The 25,513-nt window shown below is 65.8% G+C and carries 20 protein-coding genes; 9 read left to right on the forward strand and 11 right to left on the reverse strand.

Annotated elements, in window-relative coordinates:
- Window positions 1-112 precede the first annotated feature (112 nt).
- The 7 genes from F9K20_RS18060 to F9K20_RS18090 all read right to left on the reverse strand — a co-directional run bounded on the left by F9K20_RS18060 (window position 113) and on the right by F9K20_RS18090 (window position 6,032).
- On the reverse strand, window positions 113-277 hold the full coding sequence (locus F9K20_RS18060) for a hypothetical protein (protein ID WP_291005134.1): 165 nt from the start codon (window positions 275-277) through the stop codon (window positions 113-115).
- Window positions 278-366: 89 nt separating this feature from the next.
- The gene (gene acs / locus F9K20_RS18065) at window positions 367-2,319 is read right to left on the reverse strand and encodes an acetate--CoA ligase (protein ID WP_291005136.1); all 1,953 of its coding nucleotides are present in this window, start codon (window positions 2,317-2,319) and stop codon (window positions 367-369) included.
- 99 nt (window positions 2,320-2,418) lie between these two features.
- Entirely contained in the window at window positions 2,419-2,838 is a 420-nt protein-coding gene (locus tag F9K20_RS18070) for a DUF1761 domain-containing protein (protein WP_291005139.1), read from the reverse strand.
- Between the two features lie 73 nt (window positions 2,839-2,911).
- Window positions 2,912-3,592 carry a methyltransferase gene (locus F9K20_RS18075; protein ID WP_291005141.1) on the reverse strand — a complete coding sequence of 227 codons (681 nt, stop codon included), beginning with the start codon at window positions 3,590-3,592 and terminating at the stop codon, window positions 2,912-2,914.
- Window positions 3,589-4,032, reverse strand: a complete 444-nt coding sequence (locus tag F9K20_RS18080; protein WP_291005144.1) for an EVE domain-containing protein — start codon at window positions 4,030-4,032, stop codon at window positions 3,589-3,591. Before F9K20_RS18080 ends, F9K20_RS18075 begins: the two co-directional genes overlap by 4 nt.
- Before the next feature lie 54 nt (window positions 4,033-4,086).
- Entirely contained in the window at window positions 4,087-4,518 is a 432-nt protein-coding gene (locus F9K20_RS18085) for a GtrA family protein (protein WP_291005146.1), read from the reverse strand.
- Window positions 4,519-4,526: 8 nt separating this feature from the next.
- Complete coding sequence (locus F9K20_RS18090; RefSeq protein WP_291005147.1) at window positions 4,527-6,032, reverse strand: NAD(P)/FAD-dependent oxidoreductase; 1,506 nt, start codon at window positions 6,030-6,032, stop codon at window positions 4,527-4,529.
- A gap of 207 nt (window positions 6,033-6,239) precedes the next feature.
- On the opposite strand from F9K20_RS18090, the gene F9K20_RS18095 reads away from it, so the two are divergent.
- Complete coding sequence (locus tag F9K20_RS18095; protein WP_291005149.1) at window positions 6,240-8,039, forward strand: hypothetical protein; 1,800 nt, start codon at window positions 6,240-6,242, stop codon at window positions 8,037-8,039.
- A gap of 6 nt (window positions 8,040-8,045) precedes the next feature.
- Here the strand turns inward: F9K20_RS18095 and F9K20_RS18100 are convergent, their stop codons facing one another.
- Window positions 8,046-9,041 carry an NAD(P)H-dependent glycerol-3-phosphate dehydrogenase gene (locus F9K20_RS18100; protein WP_291005152.1) on the reverse strand — a complete coding sequence of 332 codons (996 nt, stop codon included), beginning with the start codon at window positions 9,039-9,041 and terminating at the stop codon, window positions 8,046-8,048.
- Window positions 9,042-9,093: 52 nt separating this feature from the next.
- Window positions 9,094-10,197, reverse strand: coding sequence for a tRNA (adenosine(37)-N6)-threonylcarbamoyltransferase complex transferase subunit TsaD (gene tsaD / locus F9K20_RS18105; protein ID WP_291005155.1), 1,104 nt, complete (start codon window positions 10,195-10,197; stop codon window positions 9,094-9,096).
- Window positions 10,198-10,476: 279 nt separating this feature from the next.
- Here tsaD and hemC point away from each other — a divergent pair, with 279 nt between their 5' ends.
- The 7 genes from hemC (at window position 10,477) to F9K20_RS18140 (ending at window position 21,164) form a co-directional block, all read left to right on the forward strand.
- The gene (gene hemC, locus F9K20_RS18110) at window positions 10,477-11,403 is read left to right on the forward strand and encodes a hydroxymethylbilane synthase (RefSeq protein ID WP_291005158.1); all 927 of its coding nucleotides are present in this window, start codon (window positions 10,477-10,479) and stop codon (window positions 11,401-11,403) included.
- Window positions 11,403-12,140, forward strand: coding sequence for a uroporphyrinogen-III synthase (locus F9K20_RS18115; RefSeq protein ID WP_291005161.1), 738 nt, complete (start codon window positions 11,403-11,405; stop codon window positions 12,138-12,140). The genes hemC and F9K20_RS18115 overlap by 1 nt, the downstream gene beginning before the upstream one ends.
- 83 nt (window positions 12,141-12,223) lie before the next feature.
- The gene (locus tag F9K20_RS18120) at window positions 12,224-13,936 is read left to right on the forward strand and encodes a hypothetical protein (RefSeq protein ID WP_291005164.1); all 1,713 of its coding nucleotides are present in this window, start codon (window positions 12,224-12,226) and stop codon (window positions 13,934-13,936) included.
- A gap of 13 nt (window positions 13,937-13,949) precedes the next feature.
- Entirely contained in the window at window positions 13,950-15,686 is a 1,737-nt protein-coding gene (locus tag F9K20_RS18125; RefSeq protein ID WP_291005167.1) for a heme biosynthesis HemY N-terminal domain-containing protein, read from the forward strand.
- A gap of 669 nt (window positions 15,687-16,355) precedes the next feature.
- On the forward strand, window positions 16,356-18,197 hold the full coding sequence (locus tag F9K20_RS18130; protein WP_291005169.1) for a PQQ-dependent dehydrogenase, methanol/ethanol family: 1,842 nt from the start codon (window positions 16,356-16,358) through the stop codon (window positions 18,195-18,197).
- A gap of 88 nt (window positions 18,198-18,285) precedes the next feature.
- On the forward strand, window positions 18,286-20,073 hold the full coding sequence (locus F9K20_RS18135; RefSeq protein ID WP_291005172.1) for a quinoprotein dehydrogenase-associated putative ABC transporter substrate-binding protein: 1,788 nt from the start codon (window positions 18,286-18,288) through the stop codon (window positions 20,071-20,073).
- A gap of 125 nt (window positions 20,074-20,198) precedes the next feature.
- The gene (locus F9K20_RS18140) at window positions 20,199-21,164 is read left to right on the forward strand and encodes a PQQ-dependent catabolism-associated beta-propeller protein (RefSeq protein WP_291005174.1); all 966 of its coding nucleotides are present in this window, start codon (window positions 20,199-20,201) and stop codon (window positions 21,162-21,164) included.
- A 202-nt stretch (window positions 21,165-21,366) separates the two neighbouring features.
- Here F9K20_RS18140 and F9K20_RS18145 read toward each other — a convergent pair whose 3' ends face one another.
- Together F9K20_RS18145 and F9K20_RS18150 are read right to left on the reverse strand one after the other, a co-directional pair.
- Window positions 21,367-23,730 (reverse strand): TonB-dependent receptor, encoded by a 2,364-nt coding sequence (locus tag F9K20_RS18145; protein WP_291005177.1) that lies wholly within the window; start codon window positions 23,728-23,730, stop codon window positions 21,367-21,369.
- Between the two features lie 114 nt (window positions 23,731-23,844).
- Window positions 23,845-25,236, reverse strand: a complete 1,392-nt coding sequence (locus F9K20_RS18150) for a histidine kinase (protein ID WP_291005180.1) — start codon at window positions 25,234-25,236, stop codon at window positions 23,845-23,847.
- Here F9K20_RS18150 and F9K20_RS18155 point away from each other — a divergent pair.
- Window positions 25,204-25,443, forward strand: coding sequence for a hypothetical protein (locus F9K20_RS18155; RefSeq protein WP_291005184.1), 240 nt, complete (start codon window positions 25,204-25,206; stop codon window positions 25,441-25,443). The two genes, F9K20_RS18150 and F9K20_RS18155, sit on opposite strands and share 33 nt — an antisense overlap.
- Window positions 25,444-25,513: the final 70 nt, after the last annotated feature.

Here is a 25,513-nt window from a genome sequence, read left to right on the forward strand (position 1 = left end):
ATCAAAAACTCTGGCGCGAATGCAATAAGCGACTGGAATTACTTATAATTATCTCTGAAAAAAGGGCGCCGCCATGCTCTGGCGGACGCCCTTTTTTTGGCAGGGCCGGCGATCAGCCGGCCATGCTCTGGGTTTGGGCGGCGATCTTGGCGTGCGCTTCCCAGATGAGACGGCGGATGACCTCCACGCGCGAGGGCACGTTGGGGTGCGCCCGGCGCAGGTTGTCGAGTTGCTTCAAGGTATCGACGTCCATGGCGACGTTGACGATGTGTTCCACGTGACTGCTCCTAGCCTGGCTGACGAAAGAACTGCAGCTCGCGCATAGAGTAGTCACATCGGCCGCGCTGTTCCCCGCGTGACCTTGCCTCAGCTCGCCCGCCGGTTCCGCCGGTTGTCGATCAGGTCCTGCACCACGGCCGGATCGGCCAACGTCGAGATGTCTCCAAGGTTGGAGAACTCGTCCTCGGCGATCTTGCGCAGGATGCGGCGCATGATCTTGCCCGAGCGCGTCTTCGGCAGCCCGGGCGCGAACTGGATGAGGTCCGGTGAGGCGATGGGGCCGATTTCCTTCCTGACGTGCGCGGTGAGCTCCTTGACGAGATCATCGCTCCACGGCTCGCCGGCAATCAGCGTCACGTAGCAGTAGATGCCCTGGCCCTTGAGATTGTGCGGGTAGCCGACGACGGCCGCCTCGGCGACTTTGGGGTGCGAGACGAGGGCGCTTTCGACCTCCGCCGTCCCGAGCCGGTGGCCCGACACGTTGATCACGTCGTCGACGCGGCCGGTGATCCAGTAGTAGCCGTCCTCGTCGCGGCGGCAGCCGTCGCCGGTGAAATAGGTGCCCGGGTAGGTCGAGAAATACGTCTGCACGAAGCGCTCGTGGTCGCCATAGACGGTGCGCGCCTGGCCCGGCCAGCTGTCGAGGATGACCAGATTACCCGTCGCCTCGCCTTCGAGCGTGGCGCCCTTGTCGTCGACCAGCGCCGGCTGCACGCCGAAGAACGGCCGCGTCGCCGACCCCGGTTTCAGCGCCGTGGCGCCCGGCAGCGGGGTGATCAAGATGCCGCCGGTCTCCGTCTGCCACCACGTGTCGACGATAGGGCAGCGCCCCTCGCCGACGACGTTATAGTACCACTCCCAGGCTTCCGGATTGATTGGCTCGCCGACGGTGCCGAGCAGCCGCAGCGAGGAGCGATCGCTGTTTTTGACGAAGTCGTCGCCAGCGCCCATCAGCGCGCGGATTGCCGTCGGCGCCGTGTAGAAGATGTTCACCTTCCACTTGTCGACAACATTCCAGAAACGCGACATGGTGGGGTAGTTCGGTACCCCTTCGAACATCAGCGTGGTGGCGCCGTTGGCCAGCGGCCCATAGACGATGTAGCTGTGGCCCGTCACCCAGCCGACGTCGGCCGTGCACCAGTAGACATCGCCGTCGTGGTAGTCGAAAACGTATTGGTGCGTCGCGGCGGCAAAGACGAGATAGCCGCCCGAGGTGTGCAGCACGCCCTTCGGCGTGCCGGTGGAGCCCGACGTATAGAGGATGAACAGCGGATCTTCTGCGTTGACCTCGACCGGCGGGCAATCGGCGGAGACCTTCTCGAGCTCCTCGTGCAGCCACAGATCGCGCCCCGGCGTCCACGGCACGGGGCGTCCGGTGCGGCGCACGACGAGCACGGTCTCGCCGCCTTTGCCCGCCTTGGCGAGCGCGTCGTCGGTGTTCTTCTTCAGGGGAACGAACTTGCCGCCGCGCACCCCTTCGTCGGCGGTGATGATGAATTTTGAGCTGGCATCCTCGATGCGGCCGGCGAGGCTCTCGGGCGAGAAGCCGCCGAACACCACCGAATGAATGGCACCGATGCGCGCACAGGCAAGCATGGCGTAAGTAGTCTCGGGGACCATCGGCAGATAAATGGTGACGCGGTCGCCCTTCTTGACGCCGTGGGCCTTGAGCACGTTGGCGAACTTGCACACCCGCTCGTGCAACTGCCGGTAGGTGATCTGCTCCTCGTGCGTCGGGTCGTCGCCCTCCCAGATGATCGCCACCTGATCGCCGCGGGTTGCCAGGTGCCGGTCGATGCAGTTGGCAGAGACGTTGAGCGTGCCGTCCTCGAACCAGTTGATCGACACGCGGTGGGGATCGAACGAGGTGTTCTTCACCTTGGTAAAGGGCTTGATCCAGTCGATGCGGCGGCCGATCTCGCCCCAGAATCCCTGCGGATCGGAGACGGAGCGCTCATAGAGAGCCTTGTAGGCCTTCTCGTCGATCCAGGCGTGCTCGCGCCATTTTCCGTCCGGCACCGGGTACAGTTTCCCCGACATTGGCGTTCTCCCACGAGTAATTCATCGTTGGCGCCATTATGAAGGCGCGGATTGGCGAGGGCAATTTGGTACTTGGGCGGATACCCCGCTTGAGCGGCGTCAAACGCCGACCCAGCCGATAACCGCGCCTTGCAGCAGTAGCACGCCTAGCCAATGGCCGCCGTCGATGAGGGTGAGTGCGGGCTTGGCGCTGCGGAACACGTTGTTGACGGTCATGGTGGTGATGACGAAGCCGAGCCACGCCAAGGCACCGGCGATGACACCGTTGCCGGCGGTAACCTGGCCGGGGCCCAGGTAGCCGAGGAGGACGGCGAGGACCAAGCCCATGATGATGAGGCCGATAAAGCTGATGATGAACGGCGTCGGGCTGGGCGCCTCGCCCTTAACCTCCTCGCGCGACTTTCCCACCGCGGCCAGCCAGGCATCGGAGAACAGCATGCCGTACCATACCCAGCCGAACATGAAGGCAAGGACGGCCGCGAGCACGACGGCATAGCCATTAAGGCCGGCGAACTGCATCGCATCGCTCCATCGATTCTCTAAGGCGCAACAATAGCAGACGAGCCGCGCAGTGTCCGCTGGCCCGGGGCTGCTAACCGAGGCGCCAAACGCAGGTGCGCTTGATCTCGGCGTCCTCCAGCTCGCGGGTCACCGGCACGCGGTACTCGGCCGCCGACATAAAGCGTCCCTTCGGGAAATAGTTGCGCTGAGGATCGCCAACGAGCACTAACGCCCCCCACGCCACTGCCGCCTGGATGTAGCGCAGCACGAGCTCGGCGAGTCCGCACTCATAGAACAGATCGCCGACGAGGACGACATCGAACGCCTGCGGCGGCTGTGCGAGGAGATCGTCGGCCGTCGTCGCCACCTCGACGCCGTTGAGCGCGGCATTGAGCCGAATGGCGGCGAGTGCCATGCGGTCGATGTCGGAGGCGAGCACGCTCATGGCGCCCGCCTTCATGGCTGCGATCGCCGTCAATCCGGAGCCCGAGCCGAGATCGAGCACATTCTTGCCGGCTAGCAGCGCTGGATTGTCGAGCATGTAGCGCGCCAAGGCCTGCCCTCCGGCCCAGGCGAACGCCCAGTACGGCGGCGGCACGTTCATCTCGCCCAGCTCCTCCTCGGTCTTCTGCCAGATGGGCAGCGACTCCTCGGCCAGATGCAAAAGGATTTCCGGCACCAGCGGCGGGGCGAGCACGCGTGTGTTGGCGCTGATGAAGGTCTCGGCCGAACTGGGGGCGACTGCATCCTGCCGGACGGGCTGCACGCTCATGGCTTCGACTTCTTGGTCGAGGCCTTGAAACCACCCATGCGGCAGACCTCTGCCCATTCGGCTGCCGTGACCGGCTGCACCGACAGCCGCGAGTTGTTGACCAGGACCATCTTGGCGAGCTTCGGATTGTCCTTGATCTCGGTAAGCGGCACGGAGCGCGGGAGCGGCTCAACGGCGCGCATATCCACGCACTTCCAGACGCCCGTATCGTCCTTCGGATCAGGGCGAGCGAGCGCCGCCACTTCCATGATGCCGACGATCTCTTTGCCGATGTTGGAGTGGTAGAAGAAGGCGAGATCGCCGAGCTGCATGGCCTTCATGTTGTTGCGCGCCTGAAAGTTGCGCACCCCGTCCCACACCTCGCCTTTCTTGCCGCGGGCCTTGAGCATCTCCCACGAGAAAACGTCGGGTTCCGATTTCATCAGCCAATAGGCGGGCATCGTGCGCTTTCCGCTCGATCGATCAACTCCGCCTCGCGCACCAGAGCGCGCCTGTCAAGCGAAGACGACGGTGCGGCGGATGAGGAACACGCCGATGAAGCTGGCTGCCGCCGCCAGCAGCTTGGCCGCGACAGGCGCGACGCCAAACAATCCCGTCGCCAGCGCGATGACCCCGGCCGTCGCCAAGAGACCGACGATGCCGCTGGCCACGAACTCGACGAACAGCCGATGGGCCGCCTTGGGCGAGCGCCGCACGTCGAAGACGAAGCGGCGCGACAGGACGTAGTGCAGGACGATGCCGGCAGCGTAACCGCACACGCCGGAAAAAGTCGGATGCCCGATGAGGCCGTTGAGACCGAGGAACACCGAGAAGTCGAGCGTCAGCGCCAAGCCGCTGACGAAGGCGTAGCGCAATAGCTGCGGCAGCATGTCGTGGCGCAGCAACGGCTCGGCGAAAGCCGGCCAGGACGGGCGCAACGATGGCATGGTCGGCTTCATGCGGCGGGTCGTACGCGCTGCGGCACCTGGCGGATGCTGGCCAGCGCCGCCTGCTCGCCGCCGCGCCCCGCCTCGTGGTACTCGGCGTCCTCGTTGACGCCCCACACGTCATAGAGCTGCTCGCCGGCCAGGATGTTGCGGACGGTGAGCATGGCCGTCATCATGGCGTGATCCTGGTTGTTGTACTTGTGCATGCCGTTGCGCCCGACGAGGTGCAGCGTCGGGTAATGCAGGGCGATGTCATCGCGAATGGCGTCGACGTGCGCGCGGTAGGCGTCGTCGTAGACGGGATATGCCTTCTTCTGGCGCACCACGCAGCCGTCCTTCACCTCGTCTTGCCGGGCGAGGCCGATGTGCGCCAGCTCGCGCTTGGCGAGCGCGATCAGTTCCGCGTCGGGCGCATTCCACAGCCCGTCGCCCTCGAAGCAGAAGTACTCGAGCCCGAGGCAGGAAAGCTTCTCGTCGGGCACCATCTCCGGCGACCAGGAGCGGAAATTTTGCACGCGCCCGACGCGCACGTTGGGATCGTGGATGTAGATCCAGTTGTCGGGGAAGAGATCGGGTTTGTCGACGATGAGCGCTACGGTGATGAAGTCGCGGTAGCGCAGCCTCTCCGCATCGTCGGCCGACACGGGGCGCGGCGTGATGCTCCCCATCAGCTCGCGGATGGGCGCCGAGGAGATGACGTGGCGCGCCGTGAACATGCGGGCGCCTTCCGGGCCCTCGACGACGATGGTCCACAAGCCCTTCTTGGCGTCCCACGACATCTTCTCCAGGCGGTGGCCCATGAGGATGTCGCCGCCCTGCGCCGTCACCTTGGCGGCGGCCGCCTCCCACATCATGCCCGGGCCCTTGCGCGGGTATTCGAAGCTCTCAATCAGCGTCTTGATGACCGCCTCGCCCGGCTGCGGCGCTGCGCGCTTGCCGAACGAGCGGCGCACGCCGTCGCGAATGGCGCTCCACAGGTCGAGTCCCTTGATGCGCTGCGCAGCCCAGTCGGCAGATATCTCGTCGCAGCTCATGCCCCACACCTTCTCGGTGTAGGTCTTGAAGAAGATGGAGAACAGGCGCTCGCCGAATTGGTTCGACACCCACTGACGGAAGGTCTGCGGGTCGGCGTGCGGGAAGGCCTTCTTGTAGGCGAACGAGGCAACGCACAGGGCGCTCTCGATGATGCCGAGATTGCGCAGCGCCTCGAATGCCTTCAGCGGATAGGAGTAGTGGCTGCCGTCGTAGTAGATGCGCGACAGGCGCGGACGCTGGATGATGTCATCGGGCAGCAGCTCGTGCCACAGGTCGACGACCTCCTTCGACTTGGAGAAGAAGCGATGGCCGCCGATGTCGAACAGGAAGCCGTTGTAGTTCACTGTGCGGCTGATGCCGCCGACGTAGGTGGGGTCGGCCTCGATGACGCGCGTCGACACGCCGGCCTTGGTGAGCAGGTAGGCCGCCGTCAGGCCGGCCGGCCCGGCGCCGATGACGAATACGTCCGAGTGTTCCACGCACTACTCCCCTGAGGCCCGAGACGCGCCGATACGCGCGCGCCGCGGGAACGCCCCCGCGCTTCGCTGGGACGCTAGGGATGAACGCTGAACAAACAATTTCGCTAATTGCCGAGGAATTGGCCTTCCTGCGGCATTCTCAGCGATTTACGGGCTTGCAAGCGGAGACGGCTAATGTGCGGGTAGGGTGCACAAAAGGTAAAGCCAATGGCCGCTGTCGCGGGCGAGTACAAGGATGCCAGCTCGGCGCCGGCGCGGCTGGGAGGGGCGCGGCTCCTGATCTGGTGCATGGTCGGCGTCGCCGCGCTTGCCGCCGCGTTCTTCTTTCTGCAGCCGACGCGCCTATCGGCATCGCTCGGCGATACGGACGATGCGATGCGCCTCATCGAGGTGCGCGAGCTCATCGACGGCAGGTCCTGGTTCGACAACACGCTGCCGCGCTTTGGCGGCGCCGAACCGCTGCAGTCGCACTGGTCGCGGCTGATCGATCTGCCGCTCGCGGCGCTGCTGACGGCGTTCGACCTGGTGATGCCGCAGGCAGCGGCGGAGCTGACGCTGCGCATCGTTTGGCCGCTCACGCTGCTGCTTGCCTTCCTCTATCTGCTCGGCCGCGAAACCGATATCCGCGGCGGGGCCTGGGCAGCGCTGCTGGCCATCGCGCTCGCTGTCACGTGCATCACCGACATCGTGCAGTTCGTGCCCGGGCGTATCGATCATCACAACGCGATGATCCTATGCGCGACGATCGGAATCCTGCGGCTGGCGCGCAGCCTCGACGATCCCGAGGCAGGGTGGAGTGCGGGGATATTCCTCGGCCTCGGCGTCGCCATCGGCTATGAGTCGCTGGCACTGACCGTTGCCAGCATCGGGGCGTCCGTCCTGTTCGCCCTGCTGCCGGGCCGCTCGCTGCTCGGTCCGTCGCGCGCGGCCGTCACCTTCGCCGCGGCGCCGGCGATTGCGCTCGCCATGACGACGGCGCCCGACAACTTCTTTGTCGAGCACTGCGATTCCCTGTCGATGAACCTCGTGATGCTGGCGGCAATCGCCGCTGCTGGCGTGTGCGCAGTGCAGGCATTCGAGGATCGGTTGTCACTAGTGGCAAAACTTGCGTTGCTCGCCGCCACCGCAGGCGTCGGCCTTCTCGTATACGGGTGGGCAGAGCCCGCCTGCCTCGCCGGACCGTTCGGGCAGGTCGACCGCGCGCTGTTCCCGCTCTGGCTCGACCGCGTACTGGAAACGCAGAGCCTTTTCTCGGCCGGCCGCGACGCGCGGCTGCTCGCCGTCACCGCCAGCCTCTATTTCATCATCGGCGTTTATGGCGGCGTGAAGCTGATCCGCCGTGAGCGGGGCGACACCGTACGCTTCGATCTCCTGATCTTGATCGTCGCCATCCTGCTGAGCTGCTGGCAGGTGAAGCTGCTCCCCTATGCGACGACCCTGGCGGTGCCCTTGGTGGCCGTGTGGCTGACCCGACCCTCCGAGGCGCCCGACCCCAGGCCGCTCGACCGCCGCACAGTTGCGGTCATTGCCGCCGGCGTCCTGCTCGTGGTCGGCACCGCGGCATGGCTCACCTTTACGGGCGAGGCACCCAAAGGCCGCGCCGAGACGGCGCTAAAGAAGACGCAGGATTGCGCGGCCAGCGCCGCCATCCGCCCGCTCGCCGATTTGCCGGCGGGGCTCGCCGTGGCCGATGTCAACCTCGGGCCTTACCTCGTTGCGCTGACGCGCCTCGATGCACTGTCGGCCCCCTACCACCGGCTCGGCCCCGCGATCATGGCGGCGCACCGGATCCTGCACGCGCCACCCGATGAGGCCGAGGCCCTGCTGCGCGGAGCCGGCGCGCGCTATGTCATCGCCTGCCCGGGCCTCGATTCGACGCGCCCCAAAGGCGGCAGTGCGCCCGATGCGCTCCTATCGCTGCTGCTGGCCGACAAGCCACCGCCCTACCTCGCGCCAGTGGCGCTATCAGGATCGACGCCGCTCAGGGTGTGGCGCGTCGTCGAGTAGGCGCGCTCAGTCCTCCGCCTTCAACGGCCGCTGCATGAGCTGCCCGATAGCATCCATCACGCTGGCGCGCCCGTCGATGACGTCGCACACCGCGGTGCAGATGGGCATGTCGACACCTTTTTCCTCAGCGATGCGCCGCACGGCCGCCGCCGTATAGACACCCTCGGTCACGGCCAGCTTACCGGCCAGCGCCTGCGCAAGGGTCTCCCCGCGCCCCAGCGCGCGGCCGAGCGACATGTTACGCGACTGCGGGCTGCCGCAGGTGAGGATGAGATCGCCGAGCCCGGACAGCCCGATCAGCGTTTCGGGCCGCGCCCCCAGCGCCTTGCCGAGGCGGCGCATCTCGGCAAAGCCACGCGTGACGAGGGCGGCGTGGGCGCTCGCCCCAAGGCCCTGGCCATCGACGATGCCGGCGGCAATGGCGAGCACGTTCTTCACCGCGCCGCCGAGCTCGACGCCGACGAGGTCGTTGGTCCAGTAGAGGCGGAACGTCGAGCTGCCGAGACGCTCGGCGAGCAGGCGCCCGACCGCTTCGTCGGCACAGGCGATGGTCAGGGCCGCGGGAAGCCCGCGCGCGACATCGGCGGCAAAGCTGGGGCCCGACAGCACGGCCCGCGTGATCGCCGGCAGCTCGGCGGCGAGAACATCGCCCATCATCTGCCCCGTCGCCTGCTCGATGCCCTTGGCGCACATCACGACAGGCTGCCCGGCGCGCAGCGACGGCCGCAGCTCACGCGCCACCGGGCGCACATACTGCGCCGGGGCAACGAACAAAACTGCATCGCACTTGGCTGCGTCCGCCAGCTTGCCTGTCGCCAGCACCGCTTTGTCGAGCGTCACGCCGGGCAGGAATGCTTCGTTGACATGGCGCCCATTGATCGCCGCCACCACGTCGGCTTCGCGCGCCCACAGCACGACGTCGCGGCCCGCCCGCCGCATGGCCTGCGCCAGAGCGGTCCCCCACGCACCGCCGCCGATGATCCCCACGCTGTCGATGTTCACGCAAGCCCCCCGCAGCTCATCTTGCCCCCGATGTCTAGCATGGGCGCGGCCGTCATGCCTTCACGCCGGCGCCGATGGCCGGGGCCGCGTTGGCATCGAGCGGCCAGCGCGGGCGTACGGGTGCATCGAGCGGATCGGTTAAACCCAGCGCCAGACGCTCGGCACCCGCCCAAGCGATCATCGCCGCATTGTCACCGCACAGGCTGACCGGCGGCACGTGAAAGGAGAAGCCGCGCAGCTCGGCCAGCGTCAGCAGGCTCGCCCGCAGCCGCGCGTTGGCGGCAACGCCCCCCGCCACGACGAAGCGCAGCGGCGCCAGGCGTCCAAGGCGCGCGACGGTGACGTCCATCGCGCGCGCGCAGCGGTCCGCCACCGATTCGGTGACTGCCGCCTCAAAGGACGCGGCGATGTCGCAGACATCCTGCTCGGACAGCGGGCTGAGCTTCTCCGCTGTGCGCCGTACCGCCGTCTTCAATCCGGCGAAGGAAAAGTGCGGCTCCTCGCGCCCGACCATCGGGCGCGGCAGCTCGAAGCGCTGCGCATTACCGCGGCGTGCAGCTTTCTCAACCGCGGGACCGCCGGGGAAGCCGAGGCCGAGCAGCTTCGCCGTCTTGTCGAAGGCTTCCCCCAGCGCGTCGTCGATGGTCGTGCCAAGGCGCTCATAGGCGCCGACGCCGTGCACGATCAGGAGCTGCGTGTGCCCGCCCGAGACCAGCAGCAGAAGATAAGGAGGCTGCACGCCCTCGGTCAGCCCGACAGTGAGCGCGTGCGCCTCGAGGTGATGCACGGCGATGAACGGCAGGTCGCGGGCCAGCGCGATGGCCTTGCCGGTTATCACCCCGACGATGAGGCCGCCGATAAGTCCCGGGCCCGCCGTAGCGGCAACAGCATCCAGGTCGCCGAAGCCCGCGTCCGCCTCGCGCATGGCGTCGCGCACCATGAGATCGAGGCATTCGACGTGCGCGCGGGCGGCAATCTCCGGCACCACGCCGCCGTACGGCCGATGCTGCTCCCACTGGGTGCGAACGATGTTCGAAAGAATGCGGCCGGTGCCACCCGGCTCACGCAGCACCACCGCCGCCGCCGTCTCGTCGCAGCTCGTCTCGAGGCCCAATACGAGGCTCGGCTTGCCGTTCGTTTGCTCTGCGTTTGCCATGCGTTGGCTGGGCGATCTCGCGTTTGCGTTCCCGGGGCCGCAGGGGCATAGATGGCGCCGCATAGAGGCCAATACCGAGGCCCGTCGCCTAGTGTGATGATCGAGAAGTCCGCTATATCGCATTGGGCAGGGTCGTGCGGCGGACTTCTCGATCTGAATCACACTGGGTTCATCAACTTGAACTTGGCTAGTGCCCTTCAGATCGCGAAATTCGTTGCAACCTCGCGGCACACCGAGACGAATTTCGCGATCAGGGCACTAGCACCCGGAGAGAACGGCTTGCAAGCTGGCAAAATCCGCATTGGAACGCGGGGCTCGCCCCTGGCCCTCGCCCAGGCGCGTCAGGTGGCAGCGCGCCTCGCCGCCGCGCATGGCCTTCCGGCAGAGCAGTGCGAGCTCGTCATCATCAAGACGACCGGCGACCGGGTTACCGACCGGCCCCTTATCGAGGCCGGTGGCAAGGGCCTATTCACCAAGGAGCTCGAGGAGGCGCTGTTCAGCGGCGCCATCGACCTTGCCGTGCACTCGATGAAGGACATGCCGGCGCAGATACCCGCCGGGCTCGGCATTGCCGCCATCCTGCCCCGCGAGGACCCGCGCGATGCCTTCGTCAGCGTCAAATATGCCTCATTCGAGAAGCTCCCCTCCGGCGCGGTGATCGGCACCTCCTCGCCGCGCCGCCAGGCGCAGGCGTTGCGGCTACGGCCCGATCTGCGCGTCGTGCCGTTCCGCGGCAACGTCGAGACGCGGCTGCGCAAGCTCGCGGAGGGCGTCGCCGACGCGACGTTCCTCGCCTGCGCCGGGCTCAATCGGCTCGGGCTGGCGCAGCACGTCACGAACGTAATGAGCACCGAGGCGATGCTGCCGGCCGTAGCCCAGGGCGCCATCGGGATCGAAATCCGCCTCAACGATGCGGCGGCGGCGCGCCTCCTGGCGCCGCTCAACGATGCGCCGACCGCACAGTGCGTCGCCGCCGAGCGCGCCTATCTGGCGCAGCTCGAGGGCTCATGCCGCACGCCCATTGCCGGCCACGCCGAGTTGCATGGCGGCAAGCTGCGCCTGCGTGGCCAAATTCTCGCCACCGACGGCACGCGAGCATATGAAGGTGAGCGAACCGGAAACCCGGAGGTCGCGGTGGCACTTGGCGAGCAAGTGGCCGCCGAGGTTCTCGAGCGCGCCGGACCCGATTTTTTCGCGGCAGTCTGATGCATGTCCTCGTCACACGCCCCGAGTCCGACGCTGCCGCCCTCCGCAAGCAGCTCGAAGCGCTCGGCCATACGGTGACGGTCGAGCCGTTGCTGCGCATCTACCCGCTGCCGGTCGCCGCCAACGCCGTCGACGAGGTTGCCGGCCTGATCGCCACCAGCCGCAATGCCTTGCGGACGCTCGCCAAGAGCCCCGCCATCGACAAGGCGAGGAAGCTGCCGCTCATCGCCGTCGGCCCCGGCACAACGCAAATCGCCCACGAGCTGGGATTTGCCCGCGTGATCGCGGGAACCGGCTCGGCTGCTGACCTGGTGCCGACCATCATGCAGACGGCAGGCGAGCTGAAAGGGCCGCTTGCACACGTGCGCGGCGAGGAGGTGGCGTTCGATCTGCGTGGGGCGCTGCGGGAGCATGGTATCGAGCTGCACGAAATTGTCTCCTATCACGCCGTCGCCGCCACCGCCTTCCAGCCTCTGACGCGAGACCTTCTGGCGCGGGGAGCCATCGACGCCGTCATCTTGATGTCGCCGCGAACCGGGTCGATCTTCGCCCGCCTGATCGCCGCTGAGGGGCTGCAGAAGGCCGCCCAGAAGCTCGCGCTGCTCTGCCTTTCGGCAGCCGTGGCGGCAGCGGTCGAACCTCTAGCCCCGGCGCGAGTTGAAGTCGCCGAGAGCCCTGATTCCGCGGCCATGCTGGCCGCCGTTACCCGAGTAGCAACGCTTAGGTCAGGAGTGTAGGTTAGCGTCCGACCCGCGTGCTAGAGCTTCACCCCAACGAGGGCCTGGAGCGCGACCAAGTCCGCAGCGAGGTATTTGCACACATGACTGCGAACAAGAACGAGCCCGACAAGAAGTCTGCGGGTTCCGCCTCGGCTCAGGCGGGAAGCCGCCCGCACGCGACCCTCGACCTCAAGGCTACCGAGGTGACGCCTCCATCTTCGGCCAAGGACAAGCCGGAAGTTGCCGAGACATCCGCCAAAGCAAAGGCAGCGGCGACCTCGGCCAGCGGACCGGCTTTCGCCGGCCCGGCATCGAGCGGTGGGGCCGCCGCCGCCGGCGCCCCCAAGGGTGGTAAGCAACCCGCAGGCGCGCCCCCCCCGTCGGCCTCTGCTCCGCCGCGCGCTGCCCCGCGCGGCTACGGCGGCTTTTTCACCCACGTCGCCGCCGGCCTGGCGGGCGGCATCGTCGCCTTGCTGGCGGCGGACATCCTGGCCTCGCAGCTTGGCCTCGAGACTTCCGACCGACCGGAGAGCCTCGCCTTGATCGAGCAGCGGCTCGGCGCCATCGAGGCCGGGCGCGGGCAGCGCGCCATCCCGTCGGACATTGCCGCGCGCCTCGCCGCCGCCGAAGCCAAGTTGGGCAAGATCGAGCAGCTCGACGCCAACATCGACGGGGTCAGCAAGAAGCAAGCCGACCTCGACAAAGGACTGACGGCCGTCAACGACAGGCTGCGCACGCAGGGCGCCGACACGCAAATGGCCGAGCGCATCACCAAGCTCGAGGAGCAGCTGACGCTGATGTCGTCGGCCGCCGAGCGTGATCCGCAGAGCGGGCGCGTGCCGCAGCTGGCCGCCATCACCGGCAAGCTCGCCGATCTCGAATCGACGATGGCGAACCAGCTCGACGCTCTGCGCAAGAACCTCGCGCAGGAAATCGACACGCGGCTTGCCGCGGCAACGGAAGCCGGGCAAGCGGCGCGCTCGGGCACCCAGCGCATGGACCGCGAGCTTTCGACCCTCAAGGCGGAAACCGCCGAGATGTCGACCGGCCTCACTGCGCTGAAGACCGACAGCGATCGGGCGGCGGCCGCGCTGAAGACGACGCAAGAGGACCTCAAACGCCTGAAAGCGGATCTCGATACGCGGCTTGCCGCCTTCGCCAAGCCGGAGGATGTCTCCTCGGCCGTGGGGCCCGTCAATAGCAAGCTGGCGGCGCTGCAGCAGGACGTTCAGAGCGTCATCAAGAGTGAAGGCGACCGGCGGACGACCGCCGAACGCATCGTGCTCTCGCTCGAGCTCGCCAACCTGAAGCGCGCCATCGATCGCGGCAAAGCCTACGCGCCCGAGCTGGCGCAGGCGCAAAAGGTCGCCGGCAATATCGTCGATCTGGCGCCGCTCGAGCGCTTCGCCCTCGACGGCGTGCCGACATCCACCGAGCTGCGACAGGAGTTCAAGCCGATCGCTTTCAAGATCATAGACTCCGAGGAGCAGCCTGCTGGAGCCTCGATCGTCGATCGCCTGCTCGCTGGCGCCAAGTCCGTGGTGCGCGTGCGCAAGACGAGCCATGCGGCCGACGACAAGAGCATCGAGGCGGTCGTCGCCCGCATGGAGACAGCGCTCAACGAGGATCGCCTCGCGGACACGCTCGAGCAGGCGAAATCGCTGCCCGCCCCCGCCCAGGATGCTGCGCAGGACTTCCTCGCCAAGGTGCAGGCGCGCGACGCCGTCGACCGTGCCCTCGCCTCGGTCGAGACGCAGCTCAAGGCATCGCTCGCGGCCGCGCCAGCGGACGCCAAAGACAACGCCGCACAGTAGAGATCACCCCGGCATGTTGCGTCTTATCGCATTCCTGATCGCCATCGCCCTCATCGCGGCGGGGCTCGCCTGGCTCGCCGACCGACCCGGCGAGCTCGTGGTGCAGTGGCAGGGCTATCAGATCGAGACCAGCGTCTTCCGCGCCATCGTCCTCTTGGTGGCGTTCGTCGCGCTCGCACTCCTCGGCTGGTCGATCGTGCGCAACATTTGGTACAGCCCCGCAGCCATGGGCAACGTGTTGAGCAAGCGCCGCCAGAAGCTCGGCATCGACGCCCTGTCGAGCGGCATGATCGCGCTCGGCGCCGGCGACAAGGCGGCGGCCATGCGCGCCGCCATTCAGGCGCGCAAGTCGCTGCCCAACGAGCCGCTGACGCATCTGTTGCGCGCGCAGGCGGCGCAGCTCACCGGCGACCGCACCACGGCACGCCGCATCTTCGAAGCCATGCTGGCTTCCCCCGACACCGAGCAGCTCGGCCTGCGCGGTCTGTTCCTCGAAGCCCAGCGCGAGCATGAGACGGAAGCGGCGCGCCACTTCGCCGAGCGCGCCGTATCCCTAAATCCGAAGCTTGCCTGGGCGGTGGATGCGCTGTTCGACCTGCAGTGCCGCGACGGCGACTGGCCGGGCGCCCTAGAAACAGTCGCCGTCGCCCGCAAGAATGGACACATCGAGCGCGCGCAGGCCGAGCGCCGTCGCGCCGTACTGCTCACTGCGCAGGCGCAGGCCGCCGAGGAGGGCGACCCGGAGCGCGCGCTGACGCTTGCCATGGAGGCGCACGGCCTGGCACCCGACCTTGTTCCCGCCGCCGCCATTGCCGGGCGCCTGCTCGCCTCGCGCGGCAATACGCCCCGCGCCGCCAAGATTTTGCAGCGGACCTGGAGCCGGGCGCCGCATCCCGACCTCGCTACGGCCTATGCTTACGCGCGCATCGGCGACAGCCCGCGCGATCGCCTCGACCGCGTGCGTCAGCTGGCGGCGCTCAGCCCCAACTCACTCGAAGGCCCCGTCGCCGTCGCCACCGCGGCCATCGAAGCGCGCCAATTCGACGAGGCGCGCGCCGCCTTGGAGCCGCTCATCCCCTCGCGCATGACGCAGCGCGTCGCCACGCTCATGGCGCGCATCGAGGGCGAGCAGCACGCCGACAAGGGCCGCGTGCGCGAATGGCTCGCTCGCGCCGTCAACGCGCCGCGCGATCCGGCATGGACCGCCGACGGCTTCGTTGCCGACCGGTGGATGCCCGTTTCGCCGGTATCGGGCCTGCTCGATGCGTTTCAGTGGCGGGTGCCGGTCGAGGCGGTGGAGAAGAGCGAGGGCGACGTTCTGGCGAGCCAGCTCGAAGAGCTGGTGGCGCTCGGCATGCGTCCCGCCGCCGAGCCGCTCGAGGAGCCAAAACCAGTGGCCGAGGCGCCCGCCCGTGCGCTCAAGCCGGAGCCGGCACCAGTGACGGAGCACGTCGAAGCGAGGAAGGCGGCCGTCGAGCCGCCCAAGGAAGCGGTGGCGAAGCAGAGCACCATCCGGGATGGGGGTGCCGTTCCGGCGACGGCCCCCAGCAAGCGCGCCGTCGGATCGACGCCCGCGGCGCTGCCGCAACGTGCGCAGCCCGCGGAAGCGACGGCGGGACAAGGACGCCGCAAGAAGCCGGCACCCAGCGAAGCGCATATTTTCGTGCCGCCGCACGCCCCCGACGATCCCGGCACCGAGCCGAGCGAATCGGAGGACGTCGAGCTGCCGCTACGCCCGCAGCGCGCCTGATGAGCGCCCAGCGTCCCGCGCGAACGCCACCACGCGGGCGCGCACACTTCACGATTAACATGAGCAACATTGCGCAACGCGGGGCGGGACTCTTTCCCGACGAACGCTGCAACATCATCATAATTCTGTGATGGCAGATTGGCGCTCGACTTGGCGATCAGCCCCGAATTACGCGCAAACTGCGAGCGCAATTTCGCGCCGCATTTGATCCCGAGCGACCAATTCCAGTTGGTTCGCGATCACTTTCTCGAAATAACCGGCGCTCGCCTCGCCGGGAAAACCCCGGCTCCAGGACGTGAAACTTTGTTACGTCCTTAGGAAGACTGCCGCTAGTTCGATTGCATCCACTTTCCTACCGTGCTCGCGCCACGACTACGCGGATGGGCGCTGCGGATGCGCTTCCTCCATTGGGTCTCCGGGTGCCCAGCCGCGCTGTTCCTTAATGGCAAAGGAGAACGAGCTTTCGCTTCGCTCTTGTCGCCGCGTGCCGGCCAAGCCGGCTCCACCCGACGACGATCGAAAGAATCGGAAGCCCTGAAATCTGCGTCCCGGCTCGAATAGCCGGGGCCGGGAGGGGACGTGGCATGTCTGCAAAGAGGAGAGGAAACCAACATGATACGTAGTTCGGTTCTCCTGCTATCTGGCCTGTTGCTAGCCGGTGCAGTGGGAATGGCAAATCCCGTGATCGCCGAAACGGCATCCGAGGAAATCGACAAGCGGGCGCAGAACCCTGATTGGTGGCCGGCACCGGGTCGCGACAACAAGTTGACCCGTCACAGCAACCTCAAGGACATCTCCACGGAGAACATCGGCAAGCTCAAGTATGTCTGGTCGCAGTCGACCGGCGCCTTGCGCGGCCACGAGGGCCAGCCTGTCGTCGTCGAGCACGACGGCAAGCCGATGATGTACTTCTCGTCGGGCTGCCCAAACATGGCCCAGTGCAACATCGTGCAGGCACTCGACCTCACCGATCCGGACAATCCGGTGCAGGTGTGGAATTACGTCAAGAAGACCGATCGCGATGAATCGGCTGTGCCGCGCGCCTGCTGCGACACCGTCCATCGCGGTGTGAACTACGCCAAGAACAAGGTCATCTACCACACGCTCGACGGCTACGTGATCGCGCTCGATGCCTCCACCGGCAAAGAGGTGTGGGTCGTCAAGCATGCGTACCCGGAGAAGGGCGAGACCATCACCGGTCCGACGCTTATCGCCGAGAACCTGGTCATCGCCGGCTTCGGCGGCGACGAGTTCGCGGCCCGCGGCCGCCTGACGGCGTACGACATCGAGACCGGCAAGGTCGTGTGGAACTGCCATTCGACCGGTCCCGACGCTGACGTGTGCCTGACGCCGGAGACCAACAAGGCCAACCCGCACTTCGGCACGGCCGGCAAGGACATCGGTGTCACCAGCTATCCTGATACGAACGGCGGCGAATGGAAAATCGGCGGCGGCTCCTACTGGGCCTGGGGCAGCTACGATCCTGAGCTGAAGCTCGTGTTTTGGTCCACCGGCAACCCTGGCCACTGGAGCCCCAGCTATCGCTGCGGCGACAAGACTCACGACGAGTGCAACACCGGCAAGTGGGACAACAAGTGGTCGATGACCATCTTCGCCCGCAAGGTCGATACCGGTGAGGTCGCCTGGGCTTATCAGATGACGCCGTTCGACCAGTGGGACTACGACGGAGTCAACGAGAACATTCTTACCGACATGGACATCGACGGTAAGAAGGTCAAGGCGCTCACCCACTTCGATCGCAACGGCTTCGCCTACGTTCTCGACCGCACGAACGGCACGCTTCTGCGCGCCAGCAAGTTCGTAACGGTTGATTGGGCCGAGAAGGTCGACCTGAAGACCGGTCGCCCCATCAAGGTTCGCGAGCATTCGCCGTTCGAGGTTGGCCGCAACACGCCCGCCTGCCCCTCCGCCATGGGCGGCAAGGATCAGCAGCCGTGCTCGGTCGATCCCAAGGAGCCCAATAAGTTCTACTGCCCCACCAACAACTGGTGCATGGAGGACGAGCCTCAGGAGCGCACGCACACGCAGCAGGGCACGGTCTACGTGTTTGCCAACGTGTACATGTATCCGGAGAAGCCAGGCATCGCAGGCAAGCTGAAGAAGTTCGACGTGCTGACCGGCAAGGCCGACTGGGAGATCCCGGATCCGTATCCGAACTGGGGCGGCACCATGGTTACCGATGGCGGCGTCGTGTTCTACGGCTCGAACAACGGTGACTTCCGCGCCGTCGACCGCAAGTCAGGCAAGGTTCTCTGGCAGCAGCGGCTCGGCTCGGGCATCATCGGCAACCCGATCACCTACAAGGTCAAGGGCAAGCAGTACGTGTCGATCTTCGCCGGTCTCGGCGGCTGGATCGGCATCCCCGTCACCGCCGGTCTCGACATGGACGACAAGTTCGGCGCCATCGGTGCAACGGCGATGGCCAAAGCCACGGGTCTCGACAAGATCCCGCAGGCCGGCATGCTCTACACCTTCCGTATTGGTGAGTAAGCCGATCTAAACCTGCACAAAGCTGGCGTCCGATGTCCTTGCGACATCGGGCGCCTTTCGTCCTCCGGCCATCGGTAAGTCGCATCCCATGCAGAAGTGCGTCATCCCCCTTGCCGCCATCATCCTCGCCGGCATCGCGGCCCAGTGCGCCAGCGCCGCCGAGCGCAAGGAGTACAGCCTTTCCACGCCCTACGAGCAGCTTACGCCGGCGGAGATCGCGGCGGCGAAACAGGCCGCCAAGCGTCGCAAGGTCTCGCGGCTGTCCGTCTGCGCCGATCCCGGCAACATGCCGCTCTCCGACAATCAGCGCCAGGGATTCCAGAACAAGATCATCGAAGCCGTCGCGCAACAGATGGGAGCCGAAGTGAGCTACTTCTGGCGCCCGTACCTCGAGCGCGGCCTGACGCGCGAGACATTCGCCAACAACGAGTGCGACATCCTTCTCGACATGCCGGCCGACTCCGCCTCGGTCCTCACCACCATCCCGATCTACCGCTCGACCTACGTGCTCGCCTACCTCAGCGACCGGCACTACGACTTCAAGAGCCTCGACGATCCGCGCCTGAAGAAGCTCAAGATCGGCACCTACCAGCATTCCGCCATCCGCATGGTGCTGGCCCGATACGGCATCAAGAACCTCGATTCCATCGCCATCGTCACCTCGGACGCCGACCTGCGACCGGAGAATCAGCCCTGGCGCCAGGTCGAGCAGCTGCTCGACACGCGGCTCGACGTCGTCGGCCTCTGGGGTCCGTTTGCCGGCTGGGTCAGCAAAGCGAGGGGCGCGCCCATCACCCTGCAGCCGGTCAACCTGATGGAGGACGAGGTGCCGCTCGAGTTCAATCTCGCGATCGGCGTGCAGAACACGGATGTCGTGCTCAAGTTCATGCTCGACAACGCCCTGATGGCGAAGAAGGACGAAATCGCGCGCATCCTCGACGATTACGGCGTGCCGCTCGTCCAGTGCAGCGACTGCGTGGTGACGGGGGACATTCCCTCGCACGGCTCCTACGACAAGGCGGTGACCAAGAAATACGAGGAGCGCTACCTCAAATCCGCGACCCAGCGACCGGCCACAGAAGCTGCCTCGGCTGACCAGATCGTGTCGCAAAAGCGGCTCGAGGAGTGGCTGGCCAACGGCGCCGACATCGATGCCGAGCTCAACAACGCGGTACTCGCGTTCGATACGAAGAGGACCAAGCTTCTGCTCGGCAGGGGCGCCGACGTCAACAAGCTCAACGATCAGGGGTATGCGCCCCTGCATACGGCGGCGCGCAGCCGCAACTCCGATCTCGTGCAGCTGCTGCTCGAGCATGGAGCGAACCCCAATCTGCCAGACAATGACGGCGTCACCCCGCTCGTCCATGCCGTCAATCGCAACCACGTCCCCTCCATCGAGGCGCTGATCGCCAAAGGCGCGGATATCGAGAAGGAAACCCGGCAAGGGTACACGCCCCTAGAGGTTGCGATCGGCGACGACCAGCTGTTTGCGGCCCGCGCCCTCATCAGGGCAGGCGCCAAGGTGAACGCGACCAATGGCAAGCAGAAAATCACTCCGCTGATGCTCGTTGCCTCCCAGCTCAGCCCGCAGGCGCGCGCGGTTCACCTCGCCGCCGGTCCGACGCCCATCGACATCGCCGAGGAGTTGATCGAGCGCGGAGCGGACGTGAATGCGAAATCGGCGGCCGGGGTGACGGCGCTGATGGTTGCCGCTGGGCACAACAACGCTCCCATGATCGGCCTTTTGCTTTCCAAAGGTGCCAATCCGGCGATCAAAAATAACCTTGGCAAGACGGCGCTGGATGTTGCACGTGAGGCTCGCAACGAGGTGGCGATCAGCGCCCTGCAGCTGCTCGCCGTCCCGCCGCCGAATTGAGGCAGCCTTGGCGCTTCGCAATGCACGATGCGGTTGTTGGCCGGCGGTGCCGGGTAGCTCGCCGCGACGCGATCAGCACACCAACCGGACGTCGGCGCGTTCCTCAACAGACTGGACGAGACAGAATGCGTAAAGCATGCGGCCTAGCGTTCATCACCACCCTCTTCCTTCCAAATGCCGCCGACGCTTCGCAGCTGTTCATCAGCAACGAGAAGGACAACACAGTCACCGTGCTCGACAGCGAGACGATGAAGCCGGTGAAGGTGATCAAGGTCGGGGCGCGCCCGCGCGGCATCCGCGTCACGCCGGACTTCAAATCGGTGCTCGTCTGCGCCGGCGACGACGACGCCATCGACGTCATCGACACGACGAAGCTGGAGGTGGAGCGCAGCATCCCGACGCTCGCCGATCCCGAGTATCTGGAGGTCGAGCCGGGCGGCAGGCGCATCTTCATCGCCAACGAGGACGACGCCATGGTGTCGGTGGTCGAGTTGGTCGACGGCAAGGTGCTGGCCGAGATCCCCGTCGGCATCGAGCCGGAAGGCATGGCCTTCAGCCCGGACGGGAAGCATGCGATCGCCACCTCGGAATCGACCAGCATGGCGCATGTCATCGACACGGCGACCTTCAAGCTGATCGCCAACGTGCTGGTCGATACGCGCCCGCGCGCCGCGCTTTACGAAGATGGCGGCAAGCACTTCTGGGTTACGTCCGAGGTCGGCGGGACGCTATCGGTTATCGACGCCACGACGTTCAAGGTGACCAAGAAGATCGGCTTCGAGATCGAGGGCGTGCGCTCCGAGCTCATCCAGCCTCTGGGCATTCGTTTCTCCAAGGACGGCAGGCGCGGATTCGTCGCCTTAGGGCGCGCCAACCGCATTGCCGTCATCGATGTCGAAAAGCTGGAAGTGACGAACTACATCCTCGTCGGCCAGCGACCCTGGCACATGGAGATGTCGCCCGACGGGTCGAAGCTCTATACGGCCAACGGCCTTACCAACGACGTGACGATCATCGACGTCGCGACCTTGAAGGCGGAGCGATCGGTGCCGGTCGGGCGCCTGCCGTGGGGCATCGCCATCAAGCCGTGAGACCGGCGCGGCGATTGGCACACCAGCGACGTACTGGCTCCGCATTTACGAACCCCCACAGCCCTGCTTACGCATGTCGCATCGCATGCCGAATCGAAGCTGCGAGACGAGCTGTCGAACCCGCAACACTCGCACTTAACAAACGGGCCGCCTCTACCTTGAAGGTAGAGGCGGCCAGCTGCGCGAGTGCTGGGGGTAGGTCCTACTGCAGCTTGTACTTGAACCCAGCCCAATAGGTCCGCCCGATACCGGGCTTCACACCATCCTCGCGGTCGGTGATGTAGTACTCATCCGTGAGGTTGTGGCCGGAGATGAACACCGTCGCACCAGTGCCCGGGATGTGGTAGTTGGCGCGCGCCGAAAGGAGCCACACGTCGGGAACGAGGCCGACCTCGCCCTCTTCGTCGAGCGGTGTGTTGCTCACGTCGGTGTAGAAATCGCCACGATAGCTCCACGTCACGCTGGCGTCCCACAGCCCACGTTCCTCTATGCCTACCGTGAGGTTGGCGAAGTGGCGCGGCACCTCGGGAAGCTCATTGCCGTTGACGACCGTGATGTCCCCCGTGTCCTCGTCGACCTCCACACCCTTTTCAATGATAGAGTCGGCAAACGTATAGGTCGCCTCACCGAAGAGATTGAACTTGCCACCGGTATAGGGCTGGCTGTCGAGGCGCGAGTACAGCTCGAAGCCGTTGATCTCCACCTCCTCTATGTTGCCGAAGATGTTGTTGCCCGTGGCGGTCGTGAAGGCCTCTTTGATCTGATAGTTATCGATGCGGCTGTGGAACAGAGCGCCTTCAAAGGTCAGACCTTTGAAAGCGGTAGTGCGCAAGCCAACCTGGAAGTTGTCGCCGGTTTCGGCGGGAAGCGGGAAGAACTCGCCGCGCGCCACGTGGGGCGTGTGCCCGCGGTGATAGCCGCCGTACAGCGTAGTCCGATAGAACCCATCGTAGCTGAAAGCGATCCCTGGCAGCACCAGCGCGTGATCGACGTACTCCCGGAGCGGGAAGTCGCCCGGATCAAGTTCGCCAGAGTCCACGCGATCCTCGTTCACGTACGTCACACGCTCGACGTCGTACGTCTCGAAGCGCACGCCGGGAATGACCGAGAAGTCCTTGGTGACGTGGATCGCCGTCTGCAAGAACGCGGCGACCGAGTCCGACCGGTAGCGCTCGTCGAGGATGGTTTCCTCGCCCGACTCATCTCCCCAGCCATAAATCACGCCTTCCTCTCCCTCGAAGTTGCGGTTGTCGAACGTCTGGTGTTCGTAGCGGATGCCAGCCTGGATGTCCTGCTTCAAGCCGGCAATGAACGGGCGGTTAGCCCACTCGCCGCGTACTTCGGCACCCCACTTGGTATAGGTGCGCCGGCGACCTTCCATCACGAACTCATCGTCTGGGGGCACGGGACCCGGGATGCTGTTGCCATCCTCGAACTCGAAGTCGTTCTCGTAGCGGTCACGCTTGTGATAGAAGCCGTACAGTCGCGACGAGATCGTCGTATCCGCGTCCAGGTAGTAATTGTGTGCCGCCTGCAGCACGACGACGTCGGCACTATATGTATTGAAGCTGGACCCTGGGTTATAGCAAGTGCGGCAGTGATTGAGGCCATAGAAGAATTCGTCGGCTGAATCGAAACCCAAGTCGTCGAGCGCGTCATCCTCCATTTCCAGGTTGGCTTCGTCGTAGTTGTCGCGCTGCCGGTAGTAGACGGCAGACACGACAAGATCCTGGTCGACGCCCTTCCATCCCAGAGCGCCATAAAAGTCGTTGTAGCGCAGCACCTCGTTGTCCCATGCACCGGCGGCTTCCGCCCCCGAGTAGGAGAAGACTGCACCGACGTTGCCGGCATGCTGTCTGGTGTGGAAATGGCGCGTGTTGTTCCAGTCCTTGAGGCTATGCTCGGTCGTGCCGATGGCGGCCGAAATCACCGTTTCCTCGGGACCGAACGGATTGAGGTTCTGGAAGTTGACGACGCCGTGATTATTCAGCGGTCCGTGGCTGATCACCGTGCCGCGCAGCACTTCAATGCTCTCAACACGGTCTAACGGCGGCGTGTAATGCGTCGACGGATCGATGTAGCTGCTCATGTTGATGGATTGGCCGTCCTCGAGAATGAGGACCTTGCGGCCGCGGCGGAAGGGCGAGCCGCGCATGCCGATGCCGATATGGCGGGCGAAGCCGTCGTCGTTGGTGACGACGACGCCCGGCACGCGCTTGAAGGCCTCGTGCGTATCGGCCGGCCGCTGTTCGTCGAGCTGCGCCTTTGTCACGCGAGATGCGGCGCTGCTGAAGCCCTCGAGGTTGCTCGGCAAGATGCTCTCGGGCGTCACGGGCGAGGTTACGGGCGCCGCACTGGTGACAGGGCGGCCGCCGGCATCTCGCGTGATGCCCGTCGGCGCGGGCGCGGCGACGGCGGCGGGCGGCTGCGGAGTGGGGGAAACCTGCTTCTTCTTGGCCGCGGATTTCTTCTTGGCGGCAGGCGCCGGCGTCGGCTGCTTCTGGATGACGTCGACGGGTGGCAGCTGATCGGCGGGTGGAGCCGGTGTCGGGGGCTCCTGAGCCATGGCGGAAACGGACAAAACGGCAAACATAGCTGCTGCAGACGCAGCTGTGACGCGAACTCGACGCATTACTCTTACTCCCCCCGACCGCCGAAACCGCAGGGAAACGGCGGCTACTCAACGCTGCGGGAGCAAGAAACGCGGGAATGATTTCTGAAAATCCCATCCCCTTGGCTCCCGTATGCAAGAGCTACCGCGGCAAAAGGGCCGGCTGAATCTCAGAGTTTGAGAAAAGAATTGCCGCGCCCCACCTGCGCATTGCCACGCGTGGCAATGCGCAGGTGAAGTTGCGCACGTTGGATGGAAATTCAGCCCTGCGAAGTTGACTGTTGCGCGGAAGCCTCGGCTTGCACGTGGGGAGCAGATACCGGAATCCACGCTTCCAGCGTCACGCCTCCGCCGGGACGGTTCGTCAACCTGATCTCGCCGCCCGTCGCCCGCACGCGCTCCGACATGCCGGCGATGCCGTAGCTGGGCTTCAGCGCATCGGGCAGCCCCTTGCCATCGTCGGAGACGCGCACGCGGATCACCGGACGCGACGCATCCTTGATGGCGATGGGCGCCGAAATGCTTGCCGCTGGGTGCCACGCCGATGTCGATGACGCTCGCATCGGCGTGTTTAAAGGCGTTGGTCACGCCTTCCTGCACGACGCGGTAGATGGTGAGATTGCTCGTCTCGTCGCAGGCCGGGAGCGCGTCATCGACATCGAGGCTTATCGCTACGTCGAGGTGGTTCTCCTGCATGAGGGCGACGAGCGACTTGAGCTTTGCCTTGAGGCCGAACTCTGAAAGCCCCATCGGCCGCAGCTTCTGCAGCACGCCGCGGTTCATGCGCTGGATCGTCTCCATGCGCTCGACGATCGTGTCGCAGGTGCTCAGCAGCTTGGCTCGATCGGTGCCGCCACGCTGCAATTCCGCCTTCAGCGCCGTGACCGCCGCCCGAATGGCGAACAGGTAGGGGCCGAGCTCGTCGTGCAGCTCGCGGGCGAGGTCCTTACGCTCCTCGTCCTGCACGCAGATGATGCGCTCGGCGAGGCGGCGGTTCTCGGAGATCGTTCCCGCGAGCGTCGCTGCGAGGCGGTTCAACTTGCGACAGATGTCGGCGATTTCCGGCGGTCCCGCTTCGGGCACCACGACGTCGTAGCGCCCGGAGTCGAGCGTCAGCAGCGCGTCGCCGACGGTGCGGATCGGCTTCAAGAGATGTCCGATCAACAAGCTCATGAGCAACACCGTGGCGACGGCTAGTGCGCCGCCGACAACCGTGATGGTTTCGATCGATTCCCAGATCTCGGCCGCCTCGTGGTCGGCACGCGGCGCGATGACGAGGTTGCCAAAATCCTGTCCGTTGACCCGAACGGGAATTTCCACGCCCGCGGCCGGCTCGGCGAGCTGGCTGAGCCAGGCCGGCGCCTCGCCCGCGATCGGGGCCTGGGCCTCGATGGCCGCCTCGCGGTCTCCCGCGCGGTAGATCCGCACATGGCGGAGATCCTTGAGGCCATCGAGCAGCACCTCGAGGCGCTCGCCAGGGTCGGTGGTGCCCTGCAGGCTCTCAATCGTCGTTTCGACGAACTCCGTGGCGAGCCGCATGATGCTGTCGTTTTCCGCATGGATGCGCGGCCCGGCGCTGACGAACATCACCAGCACGAAGGAAATCAACGCCAGCGACAACAGCGCCATGAACAGGGCATTGAGCCGAAAACGAATGGACATTCATAGCTCCTGCGAATGGCCTTCCAGCGCCCGGGCGCGGACAAAATTCCCGGTTTCAACGGGCGTACCTGGTATG

The sequence above is a fragment of the Hyphomicrobium sp. genome, assembly GCF_009026145.1.
Classification (GTDB): domain Bacteria; phylum Pseudomonadota; class Alphaproteobacteria; order Rhizobiales; family Hyphomicrobiaceae; genus Hyphomicrobium_A.

Coding starts and splice junctions, on each gene's coding strand:
- acs (WP_291005136.1), bottom strand. CDS start 2,319: ATGTCGGGGAAACTGTACCCGGTGCCGGACGGAAAATGGCGCGAGCAC.
- F9K20_RS18070 (WP_291005139.1), bottom strand. CDS start 2,838: ATGCAGTTCGCCGGCCTTAATGGCTATGCCGTCGTGCTCGCGGCCGTC.
- F9K20_RS18075 (WP_291005141.1), bottom strand. CDS start 3,592: ATGAGCGTGCAGCCCGTCCGGCAGGATGCAGTCGCCCCCAGTTCGGCC.
- F9K20_RS18080 (WP_291005144.1), bottom strand. CDS start 4,032: ATGCCCGCCTATTGGCTGATGAAATCGGAACCCGACGTTTTCTCGTGG.
- F9K20_RS18085 (WP_291005146.1), bottom strand. CDS start 4,518: ATGCCATCGTTGCGCCCGTCCTGGCCGGCTTTCGCCGAGCCGTTGCTG.
- F9K20_RS18095 (WP_291005149.1), top strand. CDS start 6,240: ATGGCCGCTGTCGCGGGCGAGTACAAGGATGCCAGCTCGGCGCCGGCG.
- tsaD (WP_291005155.1), bottom strand. CDS start 10,197: ATGGCAAACGCAGAGCAAACGAACGGCAAGCCGAGCCTCGTATTGGGC.
- F9K20_RS18115 (WP_291005161.1), top strand. CDS start 11,403: ATGCATGTCCTCGTCACACGCCCCGAGTCCGACGCTGCCGCCCTCCGC.
- F9K20_RS18120 (WP_291005164.1), top strand. CDS start 12,224: ATGACTGCGAACAAGAACGAGCCCGACAAGAAGTCTGCGGGTTCCGCC.
- F9K20_RS18125 (WP_291005167.1), top strand. CDS start 13,950: ATGTTGCGTCTTATCGCATTCCTGATCGCCATCGCCCTCATCGCGGCG.
- F9K20_RS18130 (WP_291005169.1), top strand. CDS start 16,356: ATGGCAAATCCCGTGATCGCCGAAACGGCATCCGAGGAAATCGACAAG.
- F9K20_RS18135 (WP_291005172.1), top strand. CDS start 18,286: ATGCAGAAGTGCGTCATCCCCCTTGCCGCCATCATCCTCGCCGGCATC.
- F9K20_RS18140 (WP_291005174.1), top strand. CDS start 20,199: ATGCGTAAAGCATGCGGCCTAGCGTTCATCACCACCCTCTTCCTTCCA.
- F9K20_RS18145 (WP_291005177.1), bottom strand. CDS start 23,730: ATGGCTCAGGAGCCCCCGACACCGGCTCCACCCGCCGATCAGCTGCCA.
- F9K20_RS18155 (WP_291005184.1), top strand. CDS start 25,204: ATGGCGGAGATCCTTGAGGCCATCGAGCAGCACCTCGAGGCGCTCGCC.